Below are 25,951 nucleotides of genomic sequence, written 5' to 3' on the forward strand. Positions count from 1 at the left end.
AACATGAACATCACCCATATCCGCAATGCTACACAGATTATTGAATACGCTGGTAAAAAGTTCCTGATCGACCCCATGCTGGCGGACAAAGGCGCCTGGCCGGGCTTTCCCGGAACTGCGCGCAGCGAGCTACGTAATCCGCTGGTGGCGCTGCCGTTTTCCCGCGAAAAGATTATCGACGTTGACGCGGTTATCGTCACCCATACCCATGACGATCATTGGGACGAGGCGGCGATCGCGGCGATCCCGAAAGCCCTGCCGGTTTTCGTCCAGCATGAGGCTGACGCCGCGCTGCTGCGCAGCCAGGGATTTCAGGATATCCGCCTGCTGTCGGCAGACAGTGAATTTGCCGGCGTTAGTCTGCAGAAAACCACTTCCGGGCAACATGGCAGCGACCGTACCTACGCGGTACCGGCGATGGCTGAACGTCTGGGCGAGGCCTGCGGCGTGGTGTTCCGTCATCCGCAGGAGAAGACGCTGTGGCTGGTCGGCGATACCATCTGGCGCGATGAGATCGAAGCCGACATGCTGAAGCTGCGCCCGGATGTGGTGGTGCTTAACGCCGGTTACGCTCACGTTATCGGCTTTGGCCCGATCATCATGGGTAAAGAGGATCTGCTGAAGGCGCATTTCGCCCTGCCGGAAGCGAAAATCATGGCCATCCACCTGGAGGCGGTTAACCATTGTCTGGTGAGCCGCGAAGAGATGCGCCAGTACGTCGCGGATAATCAGATTGCCGGGGTAGTGAGTATTCCGCAGGATGGGGAAACCGTTGTTTATTAACCTGCTCAAGGGGAAGGGATGATGACATTAACCGACGTGGCGATTGTCGCCGTAGAGGGCTTTAGCCCGTTTCATTATTCCGTCCCCTGTATGCTGTTTGGCGATACGGTCTCGGAAACCAAACGTTTTAATCTGCAGATTTGCGCCGAACAGCCGGGATTACTCAGCGCCCGCGACGGCTTTGCGCTATATGCCAGCGGTGATTTTACCGCGATGGAACAGGCCGATATCGTGGTGGTGCCCTACTGGGGCGAGGTTAACCAGCGCCCGCCGCAGGCGCTGATCGCGAGTTTGGTTCGAGCGCGCGATAACGGCGCGGAAATCGTCGGCCTGTGCCTCGGCGCGTTTGTCCTTGGCTACGCCGGGCTGCTCGACGGTAAGCGGGCGGCGACCCACTGGGAGTTCGAGCAGGATTTCCAGCGCCTGTTTCCGCAGGTGCGGCTCGATATCAACGCCCTGTACGTCGATGACCAGAAGGTGATTACCTCGGCGGGGACCGCGGCGGCGCTCGATTGCTGCCTGTATATCATTCGCCAGCGTTTTGGCAGCCTCGCCGCCAACCAGATCGCCCGGCGGATGATCGTGCCGCCGCACCGCGAGGGCGGCCAGGCGCAGTTTATCGCCCAGCCGGTGCCGCGCAACACCCGCGATGCGCGGATGAACTGCCTGCTGGATTATCTACAGCAGCACATTGCCGAGCCGCATAATCTTGATTCGCTGGCCGAAGTGGTGGCAATGAGCCGCCGTACGCTGACCCGCCACTTCGCCCGGGCGACCGGGATGAGCATCGCCGACTGGTTGACCGCCGAGCGCCTGCGCCGTAGCCAGAGCCTGCTCGAAGCGGGGGATTTACCGGTCGAGCAGGTGGCGGAAGCGGTGGGCTATCTTTCCGCCGTCACCTGGCGCCAGCAGTTTAAAGCGCGTTTTGGCGTCAGCCCGACGGAGTGGCGGCGGACTTTCCGCCGCGGCGTTTAGCCGGCGAGGGTCGAACTGTCGATCACGAAGCGATATTTCACGTCGCCCTTGACCATTCTTTCCCAGGCTTCGTTGATCTGATCGCCGCGAATCAGTTCGATATCGGCGACGATGCCGTGTTCGGCGCAGAAGTCGAGCATCTCCTGGGTTTCCGGGATACCGCCGATCATCGAGCCGGCAATCGAGCGGCGACGGAAGATCAAATTGAACACTTCCGGCGACGGATGCGGCGTGGCCGGGGCGCCAACCAGCGTCATGGTGCCATCGCGTTTCAGCAGCGTGGTGAAGGCATCGAGATTGTGCGGCGCCGCCACGGTGTTGAGGATGAAATCGAAGCTTTTGGCGTGGGCCGCCATTTCGTCTTCGTTACGCGACACTACGACCTCATCCGCGCCCAACGCTCTGGCCGCGTCGCGCTTGGATTCCGAGGTGGTAAAGGCCACTACGTGGGCCCCCATGGCGTGGGCCAACTTGATCCCCATATGTCCCAGGCCGCCAATGCCGACGACGCCGACTTTTTTGCCCGGCCCGGCGTGCCAGTGGCGCAGCGGCGAATAGGTAGTGATCCCGGCGCACAACAGCGGCGCGACGGCGGCGAGCTGCGCTTCGGGATGATTTATCCGCAATACGTAGCGTTCATTAACCACGATCTGCTGTGAATACCCGCCAAGCGTATGCCCTGGCGCGTCCTGGGTCGGCCCGTTATAGGTCAGCACCATATGGTCGCAGTAGTTCTCCAACCCTTCAGCGCACTCCTCGCACTGCTTACAGCTATCCACCATACAGCCGACGCCCACCAGATCGCCAACGGCGTAACCTGAGACGGCATCGCCGACCGCCGTCACCCGGCCAACGATTTCATGGCCCGGCACGCAGGGATACAACGTCCCGGCCCATTCCGCTCGCGCCTGATGGAGATCGGAATGGCAGACGCCGCAGTATGCAATGGCGATCTGCACATCCTGTGGGCCGGGTTCGCGGCGGGTGATAGACATCGATTCGAGCGGCTGGCTGGCGGAGTACGTACCTATGGCGTTGATCTGCATAGCATTACCTCTTGTGCAATAGCGTGATAAATCAAGCGGAAGGGAGTGAGCGTTTTTTGCGCGGCAAGGGTAAGCGTAGCCTGGCTAAGTCAGAATGAGAAAAGCGCAGCTCGAAGGGTTAAAAAAGGCGCCTCACCGAGATGAGGCGCCCGTGATATCAAGGCGCGATGGGTGTCAGATAATCCAGCCGCAGCGGCTCGGCGAGCAGGCTCTCCATTTGGCCGATAAAGGCCTGGAAGTAGGGCTGGGCGATATGCTCATCCAGCGCCTGTTGGTCGCGCCAGGACTCACGCATGTAGAAGGTATCCGGCGCGTCGCGCAGCTGAAACAGCGCGTAGTCGAGATTGCCCGGCTCCTCGCGGGTTGGCAGCAACAGCCCCTGCAGCGCGTCGCGCAGGGCCTCGGTTTGCCCGACCTTCGCCTTCAGAACCGCGATAAGCGCAATGGTGTCGTCGCGCATTTAGAAACCCTCCAGCACGATTTTGCCGACCGAGCGCCCGGTTTCCAGCTTAGCGTGGGCTTTTTGCAGATTGGCGGCGTTGATAGTGCCGTAGTGTTCGCCAAGGGTGGTGCGCAGCGTGTTATCGTCAATCAACGCGGCGACGCGGGTCAGTAGCTGATGTTGGGCGATCATATCATCCGTCTCAAACATTGAGCGGGTGAACATAAATTCCCAGTGCAGCGAAATGCTTTTCGCTTTCAGCGGCACCACGTCCAGGCTCTCCGGGTCATCAATCAGCGCCAGCTTACCCTGCGGGGCGAGCGCGGCGATCAGTTCGTTAAAGTGCTGATCGGTATTGGTCAGGCTGGCGACGTGGGTCACGGCATGAATGCCGATTTTCGCCAGTTCTTCACCGAGCGGTTTGCTGTGGTCGATGACGTGATGCGCCCCGGCCTCGCGTACCCACTTCTGGCTTTCCGGGCGCGATGCGGTGCCAATTACCGTCATGTTGGTGAGTTTGCTGGCCAACTGGGTGAGGATAGAGCCAACGCCGCCCGCCGCGCCGACAATCAGCAGCGTATCGCCGGCGTTACCGCCTTCCTGCACGCCAAGGCGGTGGAACAGCAATTCCCAGGCGGTGATAGCGGTCAGAGGCAGCGCGGCGGCGGCGGCATTCTCCAGCGAGCGCGGCTTCAGCGCCACGATGCGTTCATCAACCAGCTGCAGTTCGCTGTTGCTGCCGGGGCGGCCCAGCGCGCCGGCGTACCACACTTCATCGCCCAGCGCGAACAGCGTCACCGCATCGCCAACGGCTTTCACCACGCCAACCGCATCCCAGCCCAGCACTCGCGGGTTATCGGCATTAAACCCGGCGCGCACTTTGGTGTCGACCGGGTTCACCGAAATGGCTTTGACCTCGACCAGCAGATCGTGCCCCTGCGCCTGCGGATCCGGCAGATCGATATCGCGTAAAAAGGGGATGTTGTTGCCGTCGGCGGCGGCCTGGGTAATGGCAATGGCTTTCATAGGTTCTCCGATCTACAAAGAGGATTCATGGTGCGAATGCGTCGAGGATAGACCGGTCTAGCGTCGGGAAAAACGGCCCGGCGGCGATAACAGTTATATAAAAAAAGTGAAAATCGGCGACACCACCCATCCTGCGCCCGCCTGCCACTACAGATAAACAGTACGATGGTCAGGTACCAGGACCATGATGGTTCAACAATATAAATTACCATAAACATAGTGTTTCATATTTGAGAAAGTTACCTCCTCCATGTCGCAAATATTAATATCACTCCGGAAGAATAATAATATTGCGTTATGGCTCAAGGTTTATACCTTGACGCCCGACATCCTGCGTGCGATTTTTCTTCTATCAAATAATAAACAGAGTTTCATATTTGGAACAAAAATAAAATCATCATGCTATTTAATTAAGAGTTTCACCGCTGAGACAAAATAATAAGTCGATATTAATCGACGGTTTTTTATCGCTTATAAAAATAAAGTGAGGGATGTGCTATGCGTAAAATACTCCTTTCTCTGCTGCTGGCAGCCGCGACCAGTGGGCCGGCGCTGGCGGACGACGGCAAGCCGTTCCCGCATATCGGCTGGCGCAGCGCGGATAATCTCGCCGGGCTGGATTTCGGCGGCGCGCTGCGGGCAAACTATCGCTATGAAGACTGGAAAGGCAGTAATTATCGCAACCCGCCGCATCTGCGTTTTGATACCTTCCGTATCGACAGCAGCGGCTTCTATGATAATTATTTCTTTGATGCCGGATTCTGGTTCCAGGATCACCGTAAATACGCCATCGACCGCGCTTACGTAGGGTATCGCTTCGACAATAATAATAATATCCAGCTGGGGATCCCAGGCAAACCATTTGGCCTTGAACCTTATCCGCAATTTGGCTGGTCCTACGGTATTCCGTTTTATTTAGGCTTTGGCGTGAGCGCCGGTAGTGGCGTGAATTATCAATATCACGATAATAACTGGTCGCTGGATGTGGCCTATTTCCCGTGGATGGAACCGGAGAATTTGCGCTATGCGCCGGACGTTGGCGATTACGATCGGCTGAAAAACACTATCTATCCGACTCAGCATCAGCAGCATAATGAAAAGCGCGACCAGGTGAATGTGCGTATTGCGCGGGATTTTCACGGCGGCGGCTGGAATAACGAGCTGGGCGGCTCGCTGGCGCTGGCGCGGTTGCACAACCGCGAGACCGACGACGACGGCACCTTCTGGGCGGCAGGCGTGCACGGCATGTTGCATAACGGGCCGTGGCAACTGACCTCGCAGCTGATTCGCTACCAATACGATCCGAAGAACCCGGCGGGCGTCAGCGACGATACGATTCTGATGGGCGGCAACGGCCTGACGCCGGCCTACCTGATCCCGGCGAAAGCGACGACCGCGTCGCTGAACGTCGCCCGCGATGTCGACGTGAAGTGGGGCGGCGTGTCGAAGCTGCGTTTTTACAACGACTACAGCGTGCTGTGGAAAGATAAAAGCGGCTGGAGCGATTCGCAGATGAACACCCTTGGCGTACAGGTCTTCGCTCTGCCGGTGATGTTCTGGGTCGATCTCAGCTGGGCGAAGAACGTTAATCCGTGGGGCGGCGCGCTGAACGCTACCGGCTGGACCAGCACCCAGTCCGAGGGCAGCGGCAAATGGTACTTTCGCACTAACGTCAATATTGGCTATTACTTCTGAGGCGGGAATTTTCCCTGCTCGCGCTGTGCTCAGCAGGGCTACGGTTCTGCGCCGTCTGGTAGCCCGGGTAAGGCGCTAGCCGCCACCCGGGGATTTTTCTTGCTCGCGCTATCAGGTATGTTGCAGCGTGCCGTTGACGCTTTTCAGCGATTGTTGAATATGCCGTAATTCGGCTGTTAGCTTCTCTTCTTTATCGCTGAGAGGCAGCAATACAATGCAGCCATCCATCACCTTAACCGTGACCGGCTTCCCGGTATCGAACCCCGCTTCGCGTAGCTACTTGCCGGAAAGGGTAAGACTTAGTGTACTGGTATCCTGGCCATTGGGCCGATAGCCAACCAGCAGCTGACGCTCGGTTCCGCTAGCGGTGATATCTGGGGTAGAATGAAAATCAGCCATAATCAACTCCTTGATAGTTGGTGAGGTTAGCACTTATCAGATATTGCGAGTACCTGATGGGGTCGATGAACTTAACTCTCCTCTCGGCTGGGAACACCAACAATCTCCATTTTATAGTCCCTTCATCAGTGATTATGGATGCCAGACCCTTTCTTATTTTTAATTGATCGTTTTCAATTTCACCGTGTGCTATTGGCGAGTAGATAGCAGTTTGTAACTGAACGCGCTCAAAATCATAACCAATATCTTTTGCAATAGCTGAAAGAAGGTCACAAATAAATTATTGCTGTTTTGATTCCAGATAAGACCGCTGGCGTTATCGTTGTTTGGATATGTTGTATTTAGATGTGAGAAATACAACTTCCAGAAGGAAGTATTCAACAGGGTAGGCTAACAGCAGAATATTTAATATATGCCGAATGGCCGATAGAGAATGAGAAACTTTGGCGGAAGATCACAGGAGTTGAACCTGCCCGGGACCGCTGGCGGCCCCAACTGGATTTGAAGTCCAGCCACCTCACCGGAGATGACGATCTTCCGCGCCTCGATTGCTACATGGAGGCGGGCGCATTATAGCTACTTTCAGGCATTTACCACATACCTAAACGCACTTTTTTACTGTTAAAACTGGACTTTGCAGAACAGTCTGAGACAAATCCGTTCAAAATCCATGGGTTACACTTTTTCACACTCTTTCGGGCTACCGCGATCACAGAAAACAAGAAACGTAATTTGATAACGAGATATCGCAATTCATCTTACTGCGCCAAAGGTTTAAAAAAACCGTAACCGGTACCAATCCGCGGTGCCGCTAAGGGAATAGTGCGCAAATGAAAGATCATATTCTGTCCGTCAAAGAGAAAATTGGCTACGGTATGGGTGACGCCGCCAGCCACATCATTTTTGATAACGTCATGTTATACATGATGTTTTTCTACACCGATATTTTCGGTATCCCCGCCGGCTTTGTCGGCACCATGTTCCTGCTGGCGCGGGCGCTGGATGCGATTTCCGACCCGTGCATGGGCCTGCTTGCCGACCGTACCCGCAGCCGCTGGGGTAAGTTCCGCCCGTGGATACTCTTCGGCGCTATCCCGTTCGGTCTCGTCTGCGTGCTGGCCTACAGTTCGCCGGATTTAAGCCACAACGGCAAGCTGATCTACGCCGCCGTGACCTACACGCTGCTGACCCTGCTCTACACCGTGGTGAATATCCCCTACTGCGCGCTCGGCGGCGTGATCACCGATAACCCGACGCAGCGCATCTCGCTGCAGTCCTGGCGCTTCGTGCTGGCGACGGCGGGGGGCATGCTCTCCACCGTGCTGATGATGCCGCTGGTCAACTTTATCGGCGGCGAAAATAAAGCGCTGGGCTTCCAGGGTGGCATTGCGGTGCTCTCGGTGGTCGCCTTCCTGATGCTGGCCTTCTGTTTTTTCACCACCAAAGAGCGTGTCGAAGCGCCGCCGAGCAGTACCTCGATGCGTGAAGACCTGCGCGATATCTGGCGCAACGACCAGTGGCGGGTGGTCGGCGTACTCACCATCCTCAATATCCTCGCGGTCTGCGTTCGCGGCGGCGCGATGATGTACTACACCACCTGGATCATGGGCTCGGCGGCGCTGTTCACCGTCTTCCTCACCACCTACTGCGTCGGCAACCTGATTGGCTCGGCGCTGGCGAAGCCGCTGACCGACTGGAAATGCAAAGTCAGCGTCTTCTGGTGGACCAACGCCCTCCTGGCGGTGCTCAGCGTGGCGATGTTCTTCGTACCGATGGACGCCGAAATCACCATGTTTGTCTTTATCTTCGTTATTGGCGTACTGCACCAGCTGGTGACGCCAATCCAGTGGGTGATGATGTCCGACACCGTCGACTACGGCGAATGGTGTAACGGCAAACGCCTGACCGGCATCAGCTTCGCCGGCACCCTGTTTGTGCTCAAGTTGGGGCTGGCGCTGGGCGGCGCGCTGATCGGCTGGATGCTGGCCGGCGGCGGCTATGACGCCGCCGCTAAAACCCAGAACAGCGCCACCCTCACCATCATTATCGCCTTGTTCACCCTCGTTCCGGCGGTGTGCTACCTGCTGAGCGCGGTAATCGCCAAACGCTACTACACGCTAAAAACGCCGTTCCTGAAAAAAATGATGGCCGAGCTGGCCCAGGGCGCGCGTCGCAACGAACAAGAATTCACGGCAGCCCCGATCGACAAAGAATGGCAAAACTAAGAGGACGTTTTAATGAAAATCAGTGATGGAAACTGGCTCATTCAACCAGGGCTCAACCTGATCCAACCCGTACAGGTTTACGAGGTGGAGCAGCAGGGGAATGAAATGGTGGTTTATGCCGCGCCGCGCGATGTCCGCGAACGCGCCTGGCAGCTGGATACGCCATTGTTCACCCTGCGCTTTTTCTCGCCTCAGGAAGGGATAATCGGCGTGCGCATGGAGCACTTTCAGGGCGCGCTGGATAACGGTCCGCACTATCCGCTGAGCGTGCAGAAAGACGTCCATGTCGAAATAGAAAATACGGCAGAGTTCGCCGAGCTGAAAAGCGGCAGCCTCAGCGTGCGGGTGACTAAAGGTGAATTCTGGGCGCTGGATTTTCTGCGCGACGGCGTGCGTATCACCGGTAGCCAACTGAAAAACAACGGCTACGTGCAGGATAGCAAGACCCAGCGCAACTACATGTTTGAGCGCCTCGACCTCGGCGTCGGCGAAACCGTCTACGGCCTCGGCGAGCGCTTTACCGCGCTGGTGCGCAACGGCCAGACGGTAGAAACCTGGAACGAAGACGGCGGCACCAGCACCGAGCAATCCTACAAGAACATCCCGTTCTACCTGACCAACCGTGGCTATGGCGTGCTGGTGAATCACCCGCAGCGCGTCTCTTTCGAGGTGGGCTCGGAGAAAGTCTCTAAAGTCCAGTTCAGCGTTGAGGGCGAATACCTCGAGTACTTCGTGATCGACGGCCCTACGCCGAAAGCGGTGCTTAACCGCTATACCCAGTTCACCGGCCGCCCGGCGCTGCCGCCGGCATGGTCGTTCGGTCTGTGGCTGACGACCTCGTTCACCACCAACTATGACGAAGCGACTGTAAATAGCTTTATCGACGGTATGGCCGAGCGCCATCTGCCGCTGCACGTCTTCCACTTCGACTGCTTCTGGATGAAGGCCTTCCAGTGGTGCGATTTTGAATGGGATCCGCTAACTTTCCCGGACCCGGAGGGGATGATCAAGCGCCTGAAGGCGAAAGGGCTGAAGGTCTGCGTGTGGATCAACCCTTACATCGGCCAGCGCTCGCCGGTGTTCAAGGAGCTCAAAGAGAAGGGCTACCTGCTGAAGCGCCCCGACGGTTCGCTGTGGCAGTGGGATAAGTGGCAGCCGGGGCTGGCGATTTATGACTTCACCAACCCGGAAGCCTGCCAGTGGTACGCCGACAAGTTAAAAGGCCTGGTGGCGATGGGGGTCGATTGCTTTAAGACCGACTTCGGCGAGCGTATCCCGACCGACGTGCAGTGGTTTGACGGTTCCGATCCGCAGAAAATGCACAACCACTACGCATTCATCTATAACGAGCTGGTGTGGAAGGTGCTGAAAGAGACCGTCGGCGAGCAGGAGGCGGTGCTGTTCGCCCGCTCCGCCTCGGTGGGGGCACAGCAGTTCCCGGTGCACTGGGGCGGCGACTGCTACGCCAACTACGAATCAATGGCGGAAAGCCTGCGCGGCGGGCTGTCGATCGGCATGTCCGGCTTCGGCTTCTGGAGTCACGATATCGGCGGTTTCGAAAACACCGCGCCAGCCCACGTTTATAAGCGCTGGTGCGCCTTTGGCCTGCTCTCCAGCCACAGCCGCCTACACGGCAGCAAATCCTATCGTGTGCCGTGGGCCTACGACGAAGAGTCCTGTGACGTGGTGCGCCACTTCACGCAGTTGAAATGCCGCATGATGCCGTATCTCTATCGCCAGGCGGCGCTGGCCAACGAGTTCGGCACTCCGATGTTGCGCTCGATGATGCTCGAGTTCCCCGACGATCCCGCCTGCGACTATCTCGACCGCCAGTATATGCTGGGCGATTCGGTCATGGTGGCGCCGGTGTTCTCCGAAGCGGGCGAGGTGCAGTTTTATCTGCCGGAAGGGCGCTGGACGCATCTGTGGCATAACGATGAATTGCCTGGTAGCCGCTGGCATAAGCAGCGTCACAATGCGCTGAGCCTGCCGGTCTATGTTCGTGACAACACCCTGCTGGCGCTGGGCAACAACGACCAGAAACCCGATTATGCCTGGCATGAAGGCACCGCCTTCCAGCTGTTCCAGCTTGGCGATGGCAATGAAACGGTCTGTCAGGTTCCGGCGGCCGACGGTTCCGCGATCTTCACTCTGAAGGCGAAGCGCCAGGGCAACACCATCACCGTGAGCGGCGAAGGCGAAGCCCGCGGCTGGACGCTGTGTCTGCGCAATATCCCGCAGATAACAGGAGTGCAGGGTGGGACGCAGGTCGGCAGCGAACTGGGCGTGGTGGTGAGCGCCCAGGGCAATGCGCTGACGATTACGCTATAAATAACAACTCCCGCAGCATATCGCGGGAGTTATTCTTTCTGCGAATTTGAGATCGTTATCACGTATATTAATGACTGAAATGTGATCTGACTTATAAATATCGGTCATTTCTCTGTCTTGTCTTATTTCTGTCCGGATATCCGGACACGATTTAGTATTGTTGTTTACCCCCCGTCTCCCTATATTTATCCTCAATGATTTTCATAGAGATCGCGTCGTATAGCGATATCTTATTGGCATTAATCTGCTATGCAATAAGGGTAAATAATGCAAATGGTTACCTCGCGACAGAACAGATTATTAAAATTTCTCTTGCCTAAACGAGAATACGTTACGTTATTAAAAATGGCTGAATACTTAAATGTTTCAGAAAAAACAGTTCAGCGTGACTTACGTTTTCTTGAACAATGGCTCTCTGACTGGAAAATCAGTATTGATAAACGTGCCGGCGCGGGCGTCATGCTATTGGCTGATAACGTCGCCGATCTGTTGCAATTAGACCAGTTACTCAGTAGCGAAAGTGATGATACAGATGCCATGATGAATAATTCCCGGCGTGTGAAAATTGCTTCTCAGTTATTAAGTGAAACGCCGCGCGAAACATCGATCAGTAAATTGTCTGAACGTTATTTTATTAGCAGCGCCTCGATTGTAAATGATTTAAAAGTGATCGAATCATGGATTAGGCCACTGGGTCTGATGCTTATTCGTAGCCAGAGCGGCACTCATATTGAGGGGAGTGAATCACATGTTCGCCAGGCTATGGCCTTATTAATTAATGGTGTTATTAACCATAATGAACCAGGAAATATTATTCACTCCCGTCTGGATAGTGGTAGCTATAAGGCCCTGGTGCATTATTTTGGTGAAGAAGATGTCATCTTTGTGCAGTCGCTTCTTCAGGATATGGAACGAAAATTAAGTTGGTCGCTAGGCGAGCCATATTACGTCAATATCTTCACCCATATCCTGATTATGATGTATCGCATAACCCGCGGCAATGCCTTACCGCGCCGGGAACAGGGACATCCGTTATTTGATGAGTCCATCTTTCGTATCGCGCAGAATATGCTGCAAAAAATTGAGGCCCGCATTGCCCATCCTTTACCAGAGGACGAAAGCTGGTTTATTTATCAATACATTATTTCGTCCGGCATGCTGGTGGAAGAACGTGATGATGTCAGCATGCTGCGCAATATACATTCCAGCGATGAGGCCCGGCAAATCACCTCCCGGCTGATCGCCCTGTTTTCCTCGGTGGTTGATATCGATCTTACGCATGACACCGCGTTATATGAAGGGCTGCTCATTCATATTAAGCCGCTGCTTAACCGGCTGAATTATCGTATCTATATCCGTAATCCGCTGCTGGAAGATATCAAGGGCGAATTAACAGAGGTGTGGCCATTAACTCTGCGGGTGGTGAATCAGGTATTTGCCGCCTGGGGCGAGAACGCGGTTTCGGAAGATGAAGTGGGTTATTTAACCGTGCATTTCCAGGCCGCGATGGAGAGGCAGGTGGCCAGAAAGCGGGTTCTGTTGGTGTGTTCGACCGGGATTGGTACTTCGCATCTGTTGAAAAGCCGGGTCCTCAGGGCCTTTCCTGACTGGACCATCGTCGGCGTACTGCCTGCGGGTAGTCTACATACGCTACAGCGACAGGATGATATTGAACTGGTCATTTCAACCATTCATCTGCCGGAGATTGCGTTACCGGTAGTCTATGTCACGGCTTTTTTTAATGACGCCGATATTAAGCGGGTAACAGAAAAAGTTATCACCGAGAAATTACACCATGCTGCAACGTCAACTGCCAGCAATGAAATTTTATATCCATGAGGTAAATAATATGGACATCAGCCGGATTTTAAATACTAAGCGTGTATTGCTGGATATGAAGGCCACGACTAAAAGTGAAGTTATTGAAGAATTAACCGATCTGCTGCAGAAAGATGGGGCCATAAGCTGTCGCGAAACGTTTATTCAGGACGTTTGGCAGCGTGAATCGGAAGGTTCGACCGGATTTGAAAATCACATCGCTATTCCTCATGGGAAATCATCCGCGGTGCTGAATACTACGCTTGCCATTGGTCGTACTCGCCAGGATATTGCCTGGGAAACGCTCGATGGAAGCCAGGTTCGTTGCATTATTTTATTTGCTGTCCGTCTGGAAGACCAAAATACCACCCATATCCGCTTACTCTCCCAGGTCGCTGGAGCGTTGGCCGATGATGACATTATTGCGCAATTGCTCGAAGAAACCAGTCCGCAGAAGATTATTGATCTCTTTAGTCAATATGCTGAATCGGATGTTTACTAACAATAACTATTGGAGTCTGAGATGAATATTGTCTGTGTTGCCGCCTGTACGGCGGGTATTGCTCATACTTATATCGCACGTGAGAAGTTAATGAAAGGCGCGAAAGCGCTGGGCCACAATGTCAAAGTTGAAACTCAGGGAACAATAGGTACTGAGAATGAACTGACAACTGAAGATATCGCTGCCGCCGATGTCGTTATTCTTGCCGTTGATGTGAAAATTAAAGGCGAAGAGCGTTTTAAAAACAAACGAATTGTCCGCGTGAAAACGGAGGTCGTTATTAAGTCACCGATTCAGTTTATCGAAAAGGTCGAGAAATCCTTAGCTAATGCCTGATCCTTATTCTGGAGGGATCTACCATGAGTGAGAATAAACCACCTGTTTCGCAGGAAATTAAAAAGCATTTGTTAACGGGTATTTCATGGATGATACCGCTGATTGTTGCCGCCGGGATCTGCATTGCCCTCGGTCAGGTCCTGGGCGGTACCAATGTCGCCGAGAAAGTCGGCACCATTCCGTGGATGTTGAATCAAATCGGCGGTTGGGGGATGGGGCTCATCGTCCCGCTCATCTGCGCGGCGATTGCATATTCAATCGCCGACAGACCCGGTTTTGCCCCAGGTCTGATAGTTGGGTTTGTCTGCGGGCAAATCCACACCGGTTTCATCGGCGGGATGCTGGGCGGTTTCCTGGTGGGTTATACGGTGCTGCTGTTAAAGCATTACGTTCGATTGCCAAAATCGATGCAAGGGCTGATGCCCATTATGGTGTTGCCGGTATTAAGCACCATTATCAGCGGTCTGTTGATGATGACCCTGATAGGCAAGCCGATTGCCTGGCTGCAGGAGGCCTTGATTCATCTGTTGGAGTCGATGCAGGGCGGTTCACGATTCCTGTTGGGGGCCATTCTTGGCGCGATGGCCACCTTTGATTTTGGCGGGCCGGTGAATAAAACCATGTCGTTATTCGCCGATGGCTTGCTGGTGAGCGGGGTCTATGGGCCGGAGGCGGTCAAGTTTGTCGGCTCCATGATCCCGCCGTTCGGTATTACGTTGTCCTTCCTTCTGACCCGCCATAAATATACCCGTGCCGAAAGTGAAGCGTTAAAGGCCGCCTTCCCGATGGGTATTTGCATGATCACCGAAGGGGTGATCCCTATCGCGGCCCGCGATCTGCTGCGGGTGGTGGGATCCTGCGTCGTGGCTTCAGCGGTGGCAGGCGGTTTGATTATGACCTGGGGCGTGGAAAGCCCGGTGCCACATGGCGGTATGTTTGTGGTGCCGCTATTCACCCATCCACTGCTGTTTTGTCTGGCGCTGGCGATTGGGACGGTTATCTGCGGCGTGATGTTGTCGCTATGGAAAAAACCGGTCACGGAGCGTGATGAAGAGTTTGATGAACTGAGCGACCAAAAAGTCGCCGATGATGAAATCACCTTTACCCTTGAGTAAACGGAGGCCCTATGTTTGCCGATATGAAGCAGATGGTTGAGAAAGCCTGGCGTGAACAGTATGCCCTGCTGGCGATTAACTGTATGAATCTGGAGAGTGCCCGCGCCGCGGTACGCGTGGCGGAAAAATACCGCGCGCCGATTATTCTCAATCTCTATCAGGGCCATCTGGCGCATTTCCCTCCAGCGACGGCGATGGCGGTGGTCAGGACCCTTGCCGAAGAGGCCAGCGTTCCCGTGACCTTGAGTCTCGATCATGGGAAAGAACCGGTGAAGATCCGTCAGGCTTTTCGCGCTGGATTCAGCGGGTTGATGATTGATGCTTCTGCATTTCCACTTGCGGAAAATATCCGCCAGACCCGCGAGGTCACCACTCTGGCTGCCAGCATCGGGCTGTGTGTTGAAGGGGAATTGGGGCATCTGGCGGATGCTCCGCGCTATGACTCTGCGACGAACGCCGACCTGATGACGCAACCTGAGGACGTCGCTCCGTTTATCGAGCAAACCGGTATCGACTTACTGGCGGTCTCCGTCGGCACGGCCCACGGCATGTATGCGCCTGGGGTCACGCCCGCGCTGGACTTTGACCGTCTGGCGCAGGTGCAGCGAGCCTCTTCGGTGCCCTTGGCCCTGCACGGCGGCAGCGGCACGCCATTTGATCAGCTTGCCTGCTGCCCGGCATTTGGCGTGGCGAAGATTAATGTCGGCGCGGCGGTGTTTGAGGCAGGTAAAGCCGCACTACTCCATACCCTTTGCCATGACAGCTCTATTGAACTGGCCGATGCCATGGCGGTGATGGAACACGCCAGCGCTGAAGCTATCGTCCCTTACTTACAAGCATCCGGCGCGATAAACCGCGCCTGATTCACTTATCAGTCACGCCCTTTATGCCAGCGCATATTCGCCCTGGCAGGGCGAACTACACCCTGAAACTGGAGAAGACCATGTTAGTTTCCATGCAAGAAATACTTAAACCGACTCGTGAACACGGCTTTGCTATCGGCGCATTTAACGTTGCGGACAGCTGCTTTATTCGCGCCGTCGTGGAAGAGGCGGAAGCGACAAATACTCCCGCCATCATTTCAATTCACCCCAGCGAGCACGACTTTGTCGGCGATTCCTTTTTTAGCTACGTGCGGGATATCACCCAGCGTAGCCGGGTGCCGTTTACATTACATCTCGATCATGGCGCCTCGGTGGAGCATGTGCTGCGTGCGATCCAGTGCGGTTTTACCTCGGTGATGATCGATGGGTCGCTGCTGCCCTATGAAGAAAACGTCGCTCTAACTCGGGAAGTGGTCAGGCTGGCGCATGCGGTTGGCGTCTCTGTCGAAGGTGAACTGGGGACCATCGGCCAAACGGGAACGTCTGTAGAGGGCGGAGTGTCGAAAGTGACTTATACCGACCCGGCGCAGGCGCAGGATTTTGTCACGCGTACCGGCGTCGACACGCTGGCGGTGGCGATTGGTACCGCGCACGGCATCTATCCAAAAGGGATGCAGCCTGAACTGCAGATGCACATCCTGCGCGATATTGCCGGACGAGTGTCGATTCCGCTGGTGTTGCACGGCGGCTCCGCCAATCCGGATGCGGAAATTGCCGAGGCGGTCACGCTCGGAGTCGGGAAAATCAATATCTCCAGCGATATGAAACACGCCTACTTCCTGAAAGTACGTGAAATTTTAAGTAAAGAGAGCTGGTGGGATCCAAATGTGATTTATCCGGAACCGATTAATGCCGCACGTGAAGTTATTCGCCACAAAATGAAGTTGTTTGGTTCCACCGGCAAAGCAAGCTTGTATTGACCCAGTCGGAAGGCGGGTACGCCCGCCTTCCAATCGGCAGGAGGCAAAGATGAATTACCTCGGACTGGATGTCGGTGGGACGAAAATCGCCGCCGTCGTGATGGATGAGCAGGGACGGGAGCGGGGGCGTTACCGCCGCGCAACACGGAAAGAAAACCGTCAGGCATTTATATCGTGCATCGTGGATTTCGTTGCCGATATTCGCGCGCGGACGGGAACGCCGATGGCTATTGGCATCGCGTTGCCGGGTAGCGTTTCGCCACAGCATGGCGCCATTCGTAACGCCAACATTCAGGTAATTAACGGCTATCGTTTACAGGATGCGCTTGAACAGGCGCTCGGTCAGCCGGTGGTGTTAGCCAACGATGGCAATTGTTTCGCCTTATCAGAAGCATGCGATGGCGCCGGAGAAGGGTTTTCATCGGTTTTCGGCATGACGTTAGGGACCGGCTGCGGAGGTGGTATTACCCTGGAGCGGCAGCCTTTCGTCGGCGCCTCAGGTATTGCCGCAGAGTGCGGGCATATCGCCTTGCCCGGCTATTCTCCTGAGGAGGATGGGCCGCCGACACGTTGTTATTGCGGCAGATTTAACTGTGTGGAGTCTTTTATTTCCGCAACGGGGCTACGTGAACGCTATCGACAGCTCAGCGGAGAGCGTTTGTCGAGCGAGCAGATTCTCGCCCGCGCGCAGGCGGGAGAATCCGCCGCTTGCCATCAGATCCATCGCTTTCGTCAACAGTTGGCGCGGACGCTGGCGACTATTGTCAATATCATCGATCCCGGCGTGATTGTGTTGGGCGGCGGTTTATCCAACGCGCCGCAGCTGGTAGCGGATTTACCATCGGCGGTCGCCCCGTTGGTCTTCACCGACCATTTTTCTACCCCTATCATTTCTGCGCGGCATGGCGACAGTAGCGGTATGCGCGGCGCTGCCTGGCTTGCCGTGCGAAGCGGAGTTAAACCATGAAACGTTCCCAGATTAACTATGCGATAGATAAAGCGCTGGCGATGGCCGAAACTTTTCGCATCAGCCTGCCGGAATTTGCCCACTTTACGGCGTCAATCTGGCCGCAGAAGCGGCATGAAGGTTGGCATGAAGTCCAGGATCTACAGCTTGGATGGGATGTGACGGATTTCGCCAGCGGTTGCTTTCGCGAAACGGGCCTTACGCTGTTGACGTTACGCAACGGTTCCTTATCCGACCCGCGTTATACCAAACCCTACGCGGAAAAAATGTTGCAGATTCAGCAAGATCAGCAAACCCCCTGGCATTTCCATTACCACAAAATGGAGGACATCATTAACCGCGGCGGCGGCGACCTCTGCATGCAACTGGCCTGGGCGACGCAGGACGAACAGTTAGACCAACAGCGCCATGTTAGCGTGATGATCGATGGCTGCCAGCGTACGCTGAAACCCGCTGAGACGCTGGTGCTGCATCCGGGGCAGAGCGTCTGTCTACCGGTGGGCCTCTATCATCGCTTCTGGGCCGAAAAAGGGATAGTGATGGGTTGGGAGATTTCAATGGTTAATGACGACCATACGGATAATCGTTTTCTCGAAGCGGGCGGGCGCTTTCCCTCCATTGAGGAAGATGAACCTGCAAGATGGCTGCTGTGCAGTGAATACCGGCAGTGACGTTGAGAGCCATCCCACAGACCGATTTGCCCTCCGGTGGTAGCGTAATCTGCCGCTGAGAGGAGCCCGTAATGGACTTAGAAAATATCTTTCGTGACGTGAAGTTGAGTAAAACCGAAATGACCGTGCTGCGTTTTATTCAGAATGACCCGCAGCTATGTATCCGCGAAGGGATCCGCACCGTCGCGGAGCGCTGCTACAGTAATCCTTCTTCGCTGGTGCGGCTGGCGAAGAAGCTTAAGTTCAGCGGCTGGCTGGAGCTGGTCTATTTCATCAAGTTCAATATCACCATGCCAAAACTCGATGTCACCAACGATATTGATTATATGAGCATTCAGCCAGCAGAAGCGCTGACGCCGCTGCTGGCAGGCCTTGAGCAGCAGCGTATTTTGATCCACGGTAGCGGCTTTTCGCAGCTGATCGCCCAGTATATTTATAATAAGTTTCTCGTTACCGGCGTGAACGCCAGCCTGGCGCTGTGGCCCGATTACGAAATCCTTGAGCAAAAAAACGCTGCCCGCTTTGATTCTATCTGGATCATTTCGAAATCCGGACGCAGCAGTTCGGCGTTAAATTGGGTTAAGGCGCTGGAAGGTAAGGAGATAAACCTGGTTTGCTTTACCGGCGATTATCAAAGCCCGCTGGCGCAGGCCGCGAATACAGCGTTTATTATTCACGACCCGCAGAAGTTCGACGATGATATTTACTGGAGCAACCCGTTTTTTGGCTACTGCATATTGGGCTTTGAGCGGTTGTTAAAAATGTGGTTTACCAGCGTACGTAGCAATAGGTAGCCCCGCTAAGCGTAGCGCCGCCGGGCAATATCCGCGGATAAGGAGCCGCTTTTGCGCCGGGTGGCGGCTACGCCTTACCCGGCCTACAGTCCGTGCGACCTGCCTTTAATGTCTTCACCACGCTGGCTGAAACTGCCAGTGCTGATGGCCTCAAAATCGCTGAGACGTTCCCGGAAGGCCGGGGCAGCCCGCATGGATGCGGGCTGAGGGCCGTGATTTGCAGGGACGCTGCCTCGGCCCGACCCGAAGCCTGCAGGGATAAGTCGAGGGGACCGCGTAGCGGCGATTTTGGCGGCCAAAGCCCGGGGGTACAGGGGGCGGCGGCGACTGGCCGCCCCCTGTGCGCTCACTGCGCCACGGAAAACATATTGCATAAAAATCAACCGGGAGCGCAATGTCCTCTGAAGCGACATGCGATAAACGTTTTCTCAAGCGAAAAAGTTGCAAATCGATAACAGTATCTACTCAATCGAGCGTGAACTCGTTACCGCCACCCGGCGAACTGTTCATCGTCGAGATAGGCCGCAACCAGCCTCTTCGCCAGCGAATATGAACCGACCAGCGGATGAGCCATTAACGCCCTTACCGCCAGCGATTTGTCCTGCTGCAGAATCGCCGCCACCGCCAGCCGTTCATACTCCTTCACGCTGGCAATCATATTTTTCTGCGCCGTCGGTACCTTAACCGGCGTCACTGGCTTAAGACCCTCTTTGCTCAGATCGCAGCTGATTTCAATTACATCGTCGGGGCGTAAAAAATCGAGCGTGTCGTTATTCTGTATCGACACCACAATGCGTTTGGTGGTGGTGCTGTTGACCGCCTCCAGAATATCCAGCGCCACCCCGGCGTAGCCGCCGGTATCCGGCTCTTCGATAAACTGCCGCAACGTTAACGGCTCGCGAGTATGGAATTTTTCCTGCTGCGACTCGTTCTGCATATAGCTGTTTTCGCGGCGCAGGTAGTGCTTCATCCAGATGGTAAAGGCCGCCTGCGGATCCGCTTTAACATCCACGCCGCTGAGCTCCTGACGCATATCGTGGTTGATACGGGCAATCTGCTCGCCGCGGGTCTCCGGCGCCTGTTGAATCGCCCGTAGCGCCACTTCGCGATAGTAGTAGTAATAGAGATACTCGTTGAGCAACTGGTTATCGCACAGTTTGACCAGCTCCGGCGAGAAGTACTGCATCGCCGTTTTGCGATACAAATCCGGGTTGGCGACCAACTGAGCGGTAACATCTTCCCCGCGCACGGTGAAATGCGTAAACCAGGAAAAGTGGTTTAAGCCGTAGCATTCCACGCTCAGGTCGTGCGGGTCGCAGCTGAGGATCTCCGGCAGCTCGCGGATGAGCTCCGACGGCGCATCGCAAATCCCGTACACCCGGCGTTTGAAACCGGATTTGATAATCGCCTCGGTAACCAGCCCGGACGGATTGGTAAAGTTAAACAGGATCGCGTCTTTGTCGGCGTGTTCCTCGATCAACTGACAGTAGCGCAGGATCGCCGGGATCGAGCGCATCGCCATGGCAAAACCGCCCGCGCCGGTGGTCTCCTGGCCCAGCGTGTTATGCTCCAGCGCAATCCGCTCGTCGCGGATGCGGCTCTCATCGCCGCCGACGCGCAGCGTGGTAATCACGTAATGGGTACCCTGCAGCGCGGCAATCGGATCGCTGGTGGTAGTAAAATGAATATCCGGGCGAATGGTATTAAATACATAGCGGGCGATTTCACCAAATAGCGATAAATTCTCCGCTGAGCTATCCTGAAATACCACTTCCGTTAAACCAATGCGGTGCGCGTTATAAGCCAGCGACTTCGCCAGAAATGCAGAGCGTACGCCGCCCCCGCCTAATACGGTTAATTTCATACATTACTCCCAATTAATTTTCTGCTAGCCAGCTATCAACCCGGGAACGGACTTGCCCGACTTTGACGCCATAAATAACCTGAACTTCATTACGATTGCGTACTACGCCATTTGCGCCGGTGCTTTTTAATATTTCATCATCAACTAATGCCATATTATGGACGGCCACCCTCAGGCGCGTGAAACAGTTATCAACGGAGATAATATTGGCTTTACCGCCTAAACCATTAATAATTTCATCCGTTATTGACTGCGGGCCGCTAACTTTTTTACGGTAGTCCGCCTTACTGTATAACTTGACGTTATCGTCATCCTCGCGGCCCGGCGTTTTCAGATTTAACTTCACGACCAGCGTGCGGAATATCGCGTAATAAACGATAAATTGGCCAATACCGATCAGCACGTACCCAGGCCAGCGGGTTAACGACACTGGCAGCGGCAGGTTGTAGATCAGAAATTCAATCAGGCCGGAGGCGCCCCACGGTCGCACGGTGAAGATGTCGCAAATTGCCTGTGAAGCGGCGGTTAAGGTCGCATGGATCACCCACAGCAGCGGCGAGACAAATAAGAAGGTGAACTCAATGGGTTCGGTGATGCCGGTTAGCATCGAGGTGATAATCGCCGGCAGCAGAATCGCCTTCGCCATCGCTTTCTTCTCCGGCTTCGCGGTGTGATAAAACGCCAGCGATGCGCCCGCCAGGCCAAAGATGGTGGTCATCCCCTGTTGCGAGAAACGCAACGCGTCGTTCATCACCGGGGTCAGGTCTGGATGGCGCATATAGGCGAGGAAAATCGCCTGGGTGCCGGAGACCACCTGGCCATCGACATTCAGCGTGCCGCCGATTTGCGTGAGCTGGAAAGGCGACCACACGAAATGGTGCAAGCCGGTGGGAATAAGGAATTTTTCAAAGAAGCCGTAGACAAACACTCCCGCGACGCCGGCGTTCTTCATAAACCCGGTCAGCGCGCTAATACCGTGGGTCATAAACGGCCAAATCCAGGTAAAAGCAATGGCGTAGCAGATAATGACTGGCGTCATCGCGACCAGCGTCAGCTTCGCCCCGCCATACATCGATAGCGCGCCGGGCAGCTCAATATTGGAGACTTTATTATGTACCCAGGCAATGGTGCAGCCAAGGATGATTCCGAGGAATACCCCCATATCGACGACCACAAAGCCTAATAGCTGCGTTTGCCCGGTGCCGTAATATTCGCCGTTAATTTTTTCCGCAACCGCATGCGTATGTTCCAGCCATGAATGGTTGGCGCCGAGAAACATGATAAAACACATCACCGAGACAAGCGCGACTTCCGTTTTTTTATCTTTTGCCAGGCCGTAACTTATTCCCACGCAAAACAATAATCCGAGGTTGCCGAATAATGGCCAGAAGGTATCGCCAAGTAGTTGCCCTAATTGATGAAGGAAACTGGTTTCAGCAATAAGAGTTGGGTTAGTTAAGACGGAACTGAGAGCCAGAATTAATCCAATGACCGGCAAGAACAATACTGCGCCGATCATGGCCCTGGAGAATTTTTGCATATTCTCCAGAATACGTTGACGTATTACAGACATGGTTGTTCCTTTTATTTTTGTAGGTACAGGGGATCATTATTTTTATCAACTTCCAGTATTTTGGTTATAGCAATTCTGATATTTGAAAGGAACCTGTTGCGGGAAATAGGTACAAATAGCCGCTCATTGCGCACAGGTTTCAGAACCCTCTCCCTGAAAGGGAGAGGGTTCTGTCAGAGCTGAGTTTTGCGGGGAGAGGGCAGGGTGAGGATGACTTTACTGCGGCGCGGCGGGCGCGTTGCTAACCTCGCCGTTGCGCATCACCTGCGCCGCCTGCTGCTTATCCATATTGGCGGCGCTGAGCTGGCCGTTGACGCTCGGTTTCAGCGGCGCATTGGCCTGCACGCTACCGTTCGCGGTTAGCTGGAAGTTGCCGTCGCCGCTAATCGGCAGCGCAGGCCAGCCCCAGGCCTGCAGAATATTCAGCGGCACGCCGCGGCCGTTCAAGCTCAGATTAACCTGGCGTTGCGGCAATTGTGACACCGCGGCGGTCGCCTGCAGAATGCCGCGCTCGGTAAAAGCGCTCAGCTCGCTAATGTTGACCGTCGAAGCGTTCGCGCTCAGCTTCAGCGACGGGCGGCGTACGTCGATGCGGTTGAAGGTCGCGGCGGCGGCATTGAGGGTGGCGCTACCGTTCCACACGCCCCACTGACCATCTTTCACCAGCTGTAGTTCACCGCCGTAACCGTCCAGCGCGGTGATCTGCCACGGGAAGGCCGGGTCGATATCGATAATCAGATTTCGGCTGGCGCTGAATTTCTTCAGCGTCAGGCTTTGCAGCCAGCCCGGCATCGGCTCCATCCACAGCTGTTTCCAGTTGGACGGCAGCGTATATTCCAGCCCGGCGAAGACGGCATCGTCGAGCACCAGCGCATTACCGGCGCGCAGCCAGTTGCCGGAGGTACGCACCATGCCGCCCTCCCAGCGGGAGCTGAACTGGCGTAGCGCAATGCCCTGCGGCGAGAATTCGGCATTGACGATGGGATCGAGGAAATTCAACGAACCGTAGATAAACTCGCTGGCGTTCATCGATAGCGTCCCGTCGTCGCTCTGCCAGCCGTTATGGCTCAAAGTCAGATTGCGCAAGTTGAGGTCGAGGTCGGTCACCGCCCAGCCTGGCCCCTGCAAACGAGCATCGGTCACATCCAGCCGGCCAATCTGCAGCGACGGCACCGAGGTGAGCGGCGCAAGGAACTCATTCAGCGGTTTGGTGCTCTGTAGCCGAATTTCATTCAGGCGCAGGTTATCAACCAGCCAGCTACCGTCGGCGCGGCGTTTGGCGTTGCCGGTCAGCGTGCCGAGCGCGATATCGGCGCCAAGGGTGTTCAGAGTCACCTCGCCGTTATCAATTGCCCCCTGGATCAGGACGTTGCTGGCTTCGACGCCGTTAATATTCATCGAGCCCGCGCTCATCTGAATTTGCGCTTTTCTGCCCAGCACGTCGCCCGCTTCCGGCTGCCACGGCATCACGCCGCCGGTCACCCGCTGCGCGCTCAGGTTCCACTCGCTGTCCGGGCTGTTAAAGGCCATATCGCGTAGCTGCAGGCGGTCGGCGGCAAACGGCATCGAGGCGGAAGCCGGAGAGAGATTCAGCGTGCCGTCGCTGAGGACGATTTCATCGGCGTGCAGCGGGTCGCTGAACTGGCGGGTGCTAAAACCGATATCCACCGTTCTGGCGACCAGCGTCGGCGGCTTGCCGTCGCGGCCAAAGGTGACATTTTGCAACTGCAGATGCAGTGGGGAAGAGAAGTCATGCGCCATCTTATCGAAGGCGATTTTCCAGCCGGTGCTTTCGCTTAACCAACTGCTCGCCTGGCGCGCCCCCCAGCGGGTTTGCAGCGCAAAGTAAGCGGCGACAATAACGACCAGCAGGGCGATCAGCAGCCAGAGAATCAGCTTTCCAAGAAATTTCATGATCTTCCATCCTGATAAGTACACATCACCGTGTTATGCACGATTTATGCGCAATCCTCAAGGCAGGAATAGTGAAATGAGATGAAGTGAGGTGAAGAGATGTTACAGCCGCCGCGCTCCCTGGTCGCTGTGGCGATACCGGGGAGCGCAACTTCAATGCGTTAGTTCTTCTCAGGTGGGAAGATTAAATTCAGAACAATCGCCGTGATACCGCCAGCGGCAATACCGGAGGAGAGCAGGTTTTTCAGCCAGTCCGGCGCGAACTGCAGGATCAGCGGCTGCTGCGATACGCCGAGACCCACCGCCAGAGAGAGGGCGATAATCAGAATGGCGCGGCGATTCAGCGGCTCGCGGGAGACGATGCGCACGCCGGATGCGGCAATGGTACCGAACATCACCAGCGTCGCGCCGCCAAGTACCGGCTCAGGAATATGCTGCACAAAGCCGCTTACCGCCGGGAACAGGCCGAGCACAATCAGCATCAGCGCCACCACAAAGCCCACATAGCGGCTGGCGACGCCGGTCAGCTGGATCACGCCGTTGTTCTGGCCGAAGCAGGAGTTCGGGAAGGTATTGAAAACGGCGGAAACAAATGAGTTCAGGCCGTTCGCCAGTACGCCGCCTTTCAGGCGTTTCATATACAGCGGGCCGGAGACCGGTTGTTCAGAGACGTCGGAGGTGGCGGTGATATCGCCGATCGTTTCCAGCGAGGTGATCATAAAGACCAGCATCAGCGGCAGCAGCAGGCTCCAGTCGATGCCCAGGCCGTAATAGAGCGGCGTAGGGATAGTGATCAGGCTGCTGTTGGTAGGCGCGGTGTTAGCCGGCAGCATATCGAGGAACCACGCCGCCAGATAACCGGCAGCCATCGCGATGACCAGCGAGGCGATGCGCAGGTACGGGTTGCGCTGGCGGTTGAGGATAATGATCAGCGCCAGCACGATGCCCGCCAGCAGCAGGTTTTTCGGCGCGCCGAAGGTGTGGTCGGCCATCGCCGCATAGCCGCCGCCGATAGAAGTCAGGCCAACCTGAATCAGCGACAGGCCGATAATCATCACCACCACGCCGGAGACCAGCGGCGTAATAATGCGGCGCGCCAGATGCAGAACCCGCGAGAGGACCATTTCGGTGCAGCTCGCCAGCATCAGGGTGCCGAACAGCGCGGCCATCATCGTCGGCACGTCGGCGCCGCCGGTTTTCAGCGCGGTGCCGCCCATAATCAGCGGGGCGACGAAGTTGAAGCTGGTGCCCTGGATGGAGAGCAGGCCGGAGCCTACTGGTCCCCAGGCTTTAATCTGGATAATGGATGCCACGCCGGAGGCGAACAGCGACATGCTGATGATGTGTTGCGTATCTTCGGCCGGAAGGCCGAGCGCCTGACAGATAAGCAGCGCCGGGGTGATGACCGCGACAAACATCGCCAGCAGGTGCTGGAATGCGGCAAACAGCGTTTGCGGAAGCGGCGGGCGGTCTTCGAGGCGATAGATTAATTCGCTGGCTGGTTTATGCGCAACCGGTTGCGCATTTTCTGACTCTGCGGTCGTAACGGACATCACAAACAATCCCAAGGTGGCAAAGCGGGAATTTTATCGGACTGTAGACCAAAAGCAAACGTTTGCCACGATTTGGCGCAAAAAATATCCTCACTGAATAGATGTAACAAATTAATTA

22 protein-coding genes, 1 tRNA gene and 1 pseudogene are annotated in these 25,951 nt (G+C 55.5%); 14 read left to right on the plus strand and 10 right to left on the minus strand.

Features of this window, described 5'->3' with window-relative positions; genetic code table 11:
- Positions 1–3 precede the first annotated feature (3 nt).
- Positions 4–783, plus strand: a complete 780-nt coding sequence (locus AC22LX_RS16910) for an MBL fold metallo-hydrolase (protein WP_045390545.1) — start codon at positions 4–6, stop codon at positions 781–783.
- Positions 784–804: 21 nt separating this feature from the next.
- Positions 805–1,758 carry a GlxA family transcriptional regulator gene (locus AC22LX_RS16915; RefSeq protein ID WP_487334137.1) on the plus strand — a complete coding sequence of 318 codons (954 nt, stop codon included), beginning with the start codon at positions 805–807 and terminating at the stop codon, positions 1,756–1,758.
- Here AC22LX_RS16915 and AC22LX_RS16920 read toward each other — a convergent pair.
- The 3 genes from AC22LX_RS16920 to AC22LX_RS16930 form a co-directional block, all read right to left on the minus strand.
- On the minus strand, positions 1,755–2,804 hold the full coding sequence (locus AC22LX_RS16920; protein ID WP_047047612.1) for an NAD(P)-dependent alcohol dehydrogenase: 1,050 nt from the start codon (positions 2,802–2,804) through the stop codon (positions 1,755–1,757). The two genes, AC22LX_RS16915 and AC22LX_RS16920, sit on opposite strands and share 4 nt — an antisense overlap.
- Positions 2,805–2,961: 157 nt before the next feature.
- Positions 2,962–3,264 (minus strand): putative quinol monooxygenase, encoded by a 303-nt coding sequence (locus AC22LX_RS16925; RefSeq protein ID WP_047078222.1) that lies wholly within the window; start codon positions 3,262–3,264, stop codon positions 2,962–2,964.
- Positions 3,265–4,272: a zinc-binding alcohol dehydrogenase family protein gene (locus AC22LX_RS16930; protein ID WP_045390550.1), complete on the minus strand. Its 1,008-nt coding sequence runs from the start codon at positions 4,270–4,272 to the stop codon at positions 3,265–3,267.
- 498 nt (positions 4,273–4,770) lie between these two features.
- Between AC22LX_RS16930 and AC22LX_RS16935 the strand changes: the two genes are divergently transcribed.
- A complete protein-coding gene (locus AC22LX_RS16935) occupies positions 4,771–5,967 on the plus strand; it encodes a porin family protein (RefSeq protein ID WP_063416202.1) in 1,197 nt (398 codons plus the stop codon).
- A gap of 111 nt (positions 5,968–6,078) precedes the next feature.
- Here the strand turns inward: AC22LX_RS16935 and AC22LX_RS16940 are convergent.
- The 3 genes and pseudogenes from AC22LX_RS16940 to AC22LX_RS16950 form a co-directional block, all read right to left on the minus strand.
- Positions 6,079–6,366: pseudogene (locus AC22LX_RS16940) on the minus strand (SymE family type I addiction module toxin).
- Positions 6,359–6,643, minus strand: a complete 285-nt coding sequence (locus AC22LX_RS16945) for a DUF6680 family protein (protein WP_317852636.1) — start codon at positions 6,641–6,643, stop codon at positions 6,359–6,361. Before AC22LX_RS16945 ends, AC22LX_RS16940 begins: the two are co-directional and overlap by 8 nt.
- A 167-nt stretch (positions 6,644–6,810) precedes the next feature.
- Positions 6,811–6,905, minus strand: a tRNA-Sec gene (locus AC22LX_RS16950).
- A gap of 291 nt (positions 6,906–7,196) precedes the next feature.
- On the opposite strand from AC22LX_RS16950, the gene AC22LX_RS16955 reads away from it, so the two are divergent.
- From AC22LX_RS16955 to AC22LX_RS17005, 11 genes are all read left to right on the plus strand, one after another.
- Positions 7,197–8,591: a glycoside-pentoside-hexuronide family transporter gene (locus AC22LX_RS16955; protein ID WP_487334111.1), complete on the plus strand. Its 1,395-nt coding sequence runs from the start codon at positions 7,197–7,199 to the stop codon at positions 8,589–8,591.
- Positions 8,592–8,603: 12 nt separating this feature from the next.
- The gene (yicI, locus tag AC22LX_RS16960) at positions 8,604–10,922 is read left to right on the plus strand and encodes an alpha-xylosidase (RefSeq protein WP_213292927.1); all 2,319 of its coding nucleotides are present in this window, start codon (positions 8,604–8,606) and stop codon (positions 10,920–10,922) included.
- 267 nt (positions 10,923–11,189) lie between these two features.
- On the plus strand, positions 11,190–12,761 hold the full coding sequence (locus AC22LX_RS16965) for a BglG family transcription antiterminator (protein ID WP_047078207.1): 1,572 nt from the start codon (positions 11,190–11,192) through the stop codon (positions 12,759–12,761).
- Between the two features lie 10 nt (positions 12,762–12,771).
- Positions 12,772–13,242, plus strand: a complete 471-nt coding sequence (locus AC22LX_RS16970; RefSeq protein ID WP_063447256.1) for a PTS sugar transporter subunit IIA — start codon at positions 12,772–12,774, stop codon at positions 13,240–13,242.
- 21 nt (positions 13,243–13,263) lie between these two features.
- Complete coding sequence (locus tag AC22LX_RS16975) at positions 13,264–13,578, plus strand: PTS fructose transporter subunit IIB (protein WP_015369119.1); 315 nt, start codon at positions 13,264–13,266, stop codon at positions 13,576–13,578.
- Positions 13,579–13,601: 23 nt separating this feature from the next.
- A complete protein-coding gene (locus AC22LX_RS16980; RefSeq protein WP_015369120.1) occupies positions 13,602–14,693 on the plus strand; it encodes a PTS fructose transporter subunit IIC in 1,092 nt (363 codons plus the stop codon).
- Positions 14,694–14,704: 11 nt separating this feature from the next.
- On the plus strand, positions 14,705–15,556 hold the full coding sequence (locus AC22LX_RS16985; protein ID WP_047078204.1) for a class II fructose-bisphosphate aldolase: 852 nt from the start codon (positions 14,705–14,707) through the stop codon (positions 15,554–15,556).
- Positions 15,557–15,636: 80 nt separating this feature from the next.
- A complete protein-coding gene (locus AC22LX_RS16990) occupies positions 15,637–16,497 on the plus strand; it encodes a ketose-bisphosphate aldolase (RefSeq protein ID WP_045386571.1) in 861 nt (286 codons plus the stop codon).
- Positions 16,498–16,546: 49 nt separating this feature from the next.
- Entirely contained in the window at positions 16,547–17,464 is a 918-nt protein-coding gene (locus AC22LX_RS16995) for an ROK family protein (protein ID WP_396279304.1), read from the plus strand.
- Entirely contained in the window at positions 17,461–18,135 is a 675-nt protein-coding gene (locus AC22LX_RS17000; RefSeq protein ID WP_047078202.1) for a D-lyxose/D-mannose family sugar isomerase, read from the plus strand. Before AC22LX_RS16995 ends, AC22LX_RS17000 begins: the two co-directional genes overlap by 4 nt.
- 71 nt (positions 18,136–18,206) lie before the next feature.
- Entirely contained in the window at positions 18,207–18,929 is a 723-nt protein-coding gene (locus AC22LX_RS17005) for a MurR/RpiR family transcriptional regulator (protein ID WP_015369125.1), read from the plus strand.
- A 484-nt stretch (positions 18,930–19,413) separates the two neighbouring features.
- Here the strand turns inward: AC22LX_RS17005 and AC22LX_RS17010 are convergent, their stop codons facing one another.
- From AC22LX_RS17010 to AC22LX_RS17025, 4 genes are all read right to left on the minus strand, one after another.
- Entirely contained in the window at positions 19,414–20,793 is a 1,380-nt protein-coding gene (locus tag AC22LX_RS17010) for a family 4 glycosyl hydrolase (RefSeq protein WP_045390560.1), read from the minus strand.
- Positions 20,794–20,806: 13 nt separating this feature from the next.
- Positions 20,807–22,366: a PTS transporter subunit EIIC gene (locus AC22LX_RS17015; RefSeq protein WP_487334112.1), complete on the minus strand. Its 1,560-nt coding sequence runs from the start codon at positions 22,364–22,366 to the stop codon at positions 20,807–20,809.
- A gap of 216 nt (positions 22,367–22,582) precedes the next feature.
- Positions 22,583–24,280 carry an AsmA family protein gene (locus AC22LX_RS17020; RefSeq protein ID WP_063447239.1) on the minus strand — a complete coding sequence of 566 codons (1,698 nt, stop codon included), beginning with the start codon at positions 24,278–24,280 and terminating at the stop codon, positions 22,583–22,585.
- A 161-nt stretch (positions 24,281–24,441) separates the two neighbouring features.
- The gene (locus AC22LX_RS17025) at positions 24,442–25,833 is read right to left on the minus strand and encodes a nucleobase:cation symporter-2 family protein (protein ID WP_015369129.1); all 1,392 of its coding nucleotides are present in this window, start codon (positions 25,831–25,833) and stop codon (positions 24,442–24,444) included.
- Positions 25,834–25,951 lie beyond the last annotated feature (118 nt).

Source organism: Klebsiella sp. PK01 (assembly GCF_057624675.1).

Excerpts from the sequence above, each read along its gene's own strand:
- yicI (WP_213292927.1), top strand. The coding sequence starts at position 8,604 with ATGAAAATCAGTGATGGAAACTGGCTCATTCAACCAGGGCTCAACCTG.
- AC22LX_RS16990 (WP_045386571.1), top strand. The coding sequence starts at position 15,637 with ATGTTAGTTTCCATGCAAGAAATACTTAAACCGACTCGTGAACACGGC.
- AC22LX_RS17000 (WP_047078202.1), top strand. The coding sequence starts at position 17,461 with ATGAAACGTTCCCAGATTAACTATGCGATAGATAAAGCGCTGGCGATG.
- AC22LX_RS16925 (WP_047078222.1), bottom strand. The coding sequence starts at position 3,264 with ATGCGCGACGACACCATTGCGCTTATCGCGGTTCTGAAGGCGAAGGTC.
- AC22LX_RS17010 (WP_045390560.1), bottom strand. The coding sequence starts at position 20,793 with ATGAAATTAACCGTATTAGGCGGGGGCGGCGTACGCTCTGCATTTCTG.
- AC22LX_RS16985 (WP_047078204.1), top strand. The coding sequence starts at position 14,705 with ATGTTTGCCGATATGAAGCAGATGGTTGAGAAAGCCTGGCGTGAACAG.
- AC22LX_RS16915 (WP_487334137.1), top strand. The coding sequence starts at position 805 with ATGACATTAACCGACGTGGCGATTGTCGCCGTAGAGGGCTTTAGCCCG.
- AC22LX_RS16920 (WP_047047612.1), bottom strand. The coding sequence starts at position 2,804 with ATGCAGATCAACGCCATAGGTACGTACTCCGCCAGCCAGCCGCTCGAA.
- AC22LX_RS16975 (WP_015369119.1), top strand. The coding sequence starts at position 13,264 with ATGAATATTGTCTGTGTTGCCGCCTGTACGGCGGGTATTGCTCATACT.
- AC22LX_RS16935 (WP_063416202.1), top strand. The coding sequence starts at position 4,771 with ATGCGTAAAATACTCCTTTCTCTGCTGCTGGCAGCCGCGACCAGTGGG.
- AC22LX_RS16910 (WP_045390545.1), top strand. The coding sequence starts at position 4 with ATGAACATCACCCATATCCGCAATGCTACACAGATTATTGAATACGCT.
- AC22LX_RS16955 (WP_487334111.1), top strand. The coding sequence starts at position 7,197 with ATGAAAGATCATATTCTGTCCGTCAAAGAGAAAATTGGCTACGGTATG.
- AC22LX_RS17015 (WP_487334112.1), bottom strand. The coding sequence starts at position 22,366 with ATGTCTGTAATACGTCAACGTATTCTGGAGAATATGCAAAAATTCTCC.
- AC22LX_RS16965 (WP_047078207.1), top strand. The coding sequence starts at position 11,190 with ATGCAAATGGTTACCTCGCGACAGAACAGATTATTAAAATTTCTCTTG.
- AC22LX_RS16970 (WP_063447256.1), top strand. The coding sequence starts at position 12,772 with ATGGACATCAGCCGGATTTTAAATACTAAGCGTGTATTGCTGGATATG.
- AC22LX_RS16995 (WP_396279304.1), top strand. The coding sequence starts at position 16,547 with ATGAATTACCTCGGACTGGATGTCGGTGGGACGAAAATCGCCGCCGTC.
- AC22LX_RS16930 (WP_045390550.1), bottom strand. The coding sequence starts at position 4,272 with ATGAAAGCCATTGCCATTACCCAGGCCGCCGCCGACGGCAACAACATC.
- AC22LX_RS17020 (WP_063447239.1), bottom strand. The coding sequence starts at position 24,280 with ATGAAATTTCTTGGAAAGCTGATTCTCTGGCTGCTGATCGCCCTGCTG.
- AC22LX_RS17025 (WP_015369129.1), bottom strand. The coding sequence starts at position 25,833 with ATGTCCGTTACGACCGCAGAGTCAGAAAATGCGCAACCGGTTGCGCAT.
- AC22LX_RS17005 (WP_015369125.1), top strand. The coding sequence starts at position 18,207 with ATGGACTTAGAAAATATCTTTCGTGACGTGAAGTTGAGTAAAACCGAA.
- AC22LX_RS16980 (WP_015369120.1), top strand. The coding sequence starts at position 13,602 with ATGAGTGAGAATAAACCACCTGTTTCGCAGGAAATTAAAAAGCATTTG.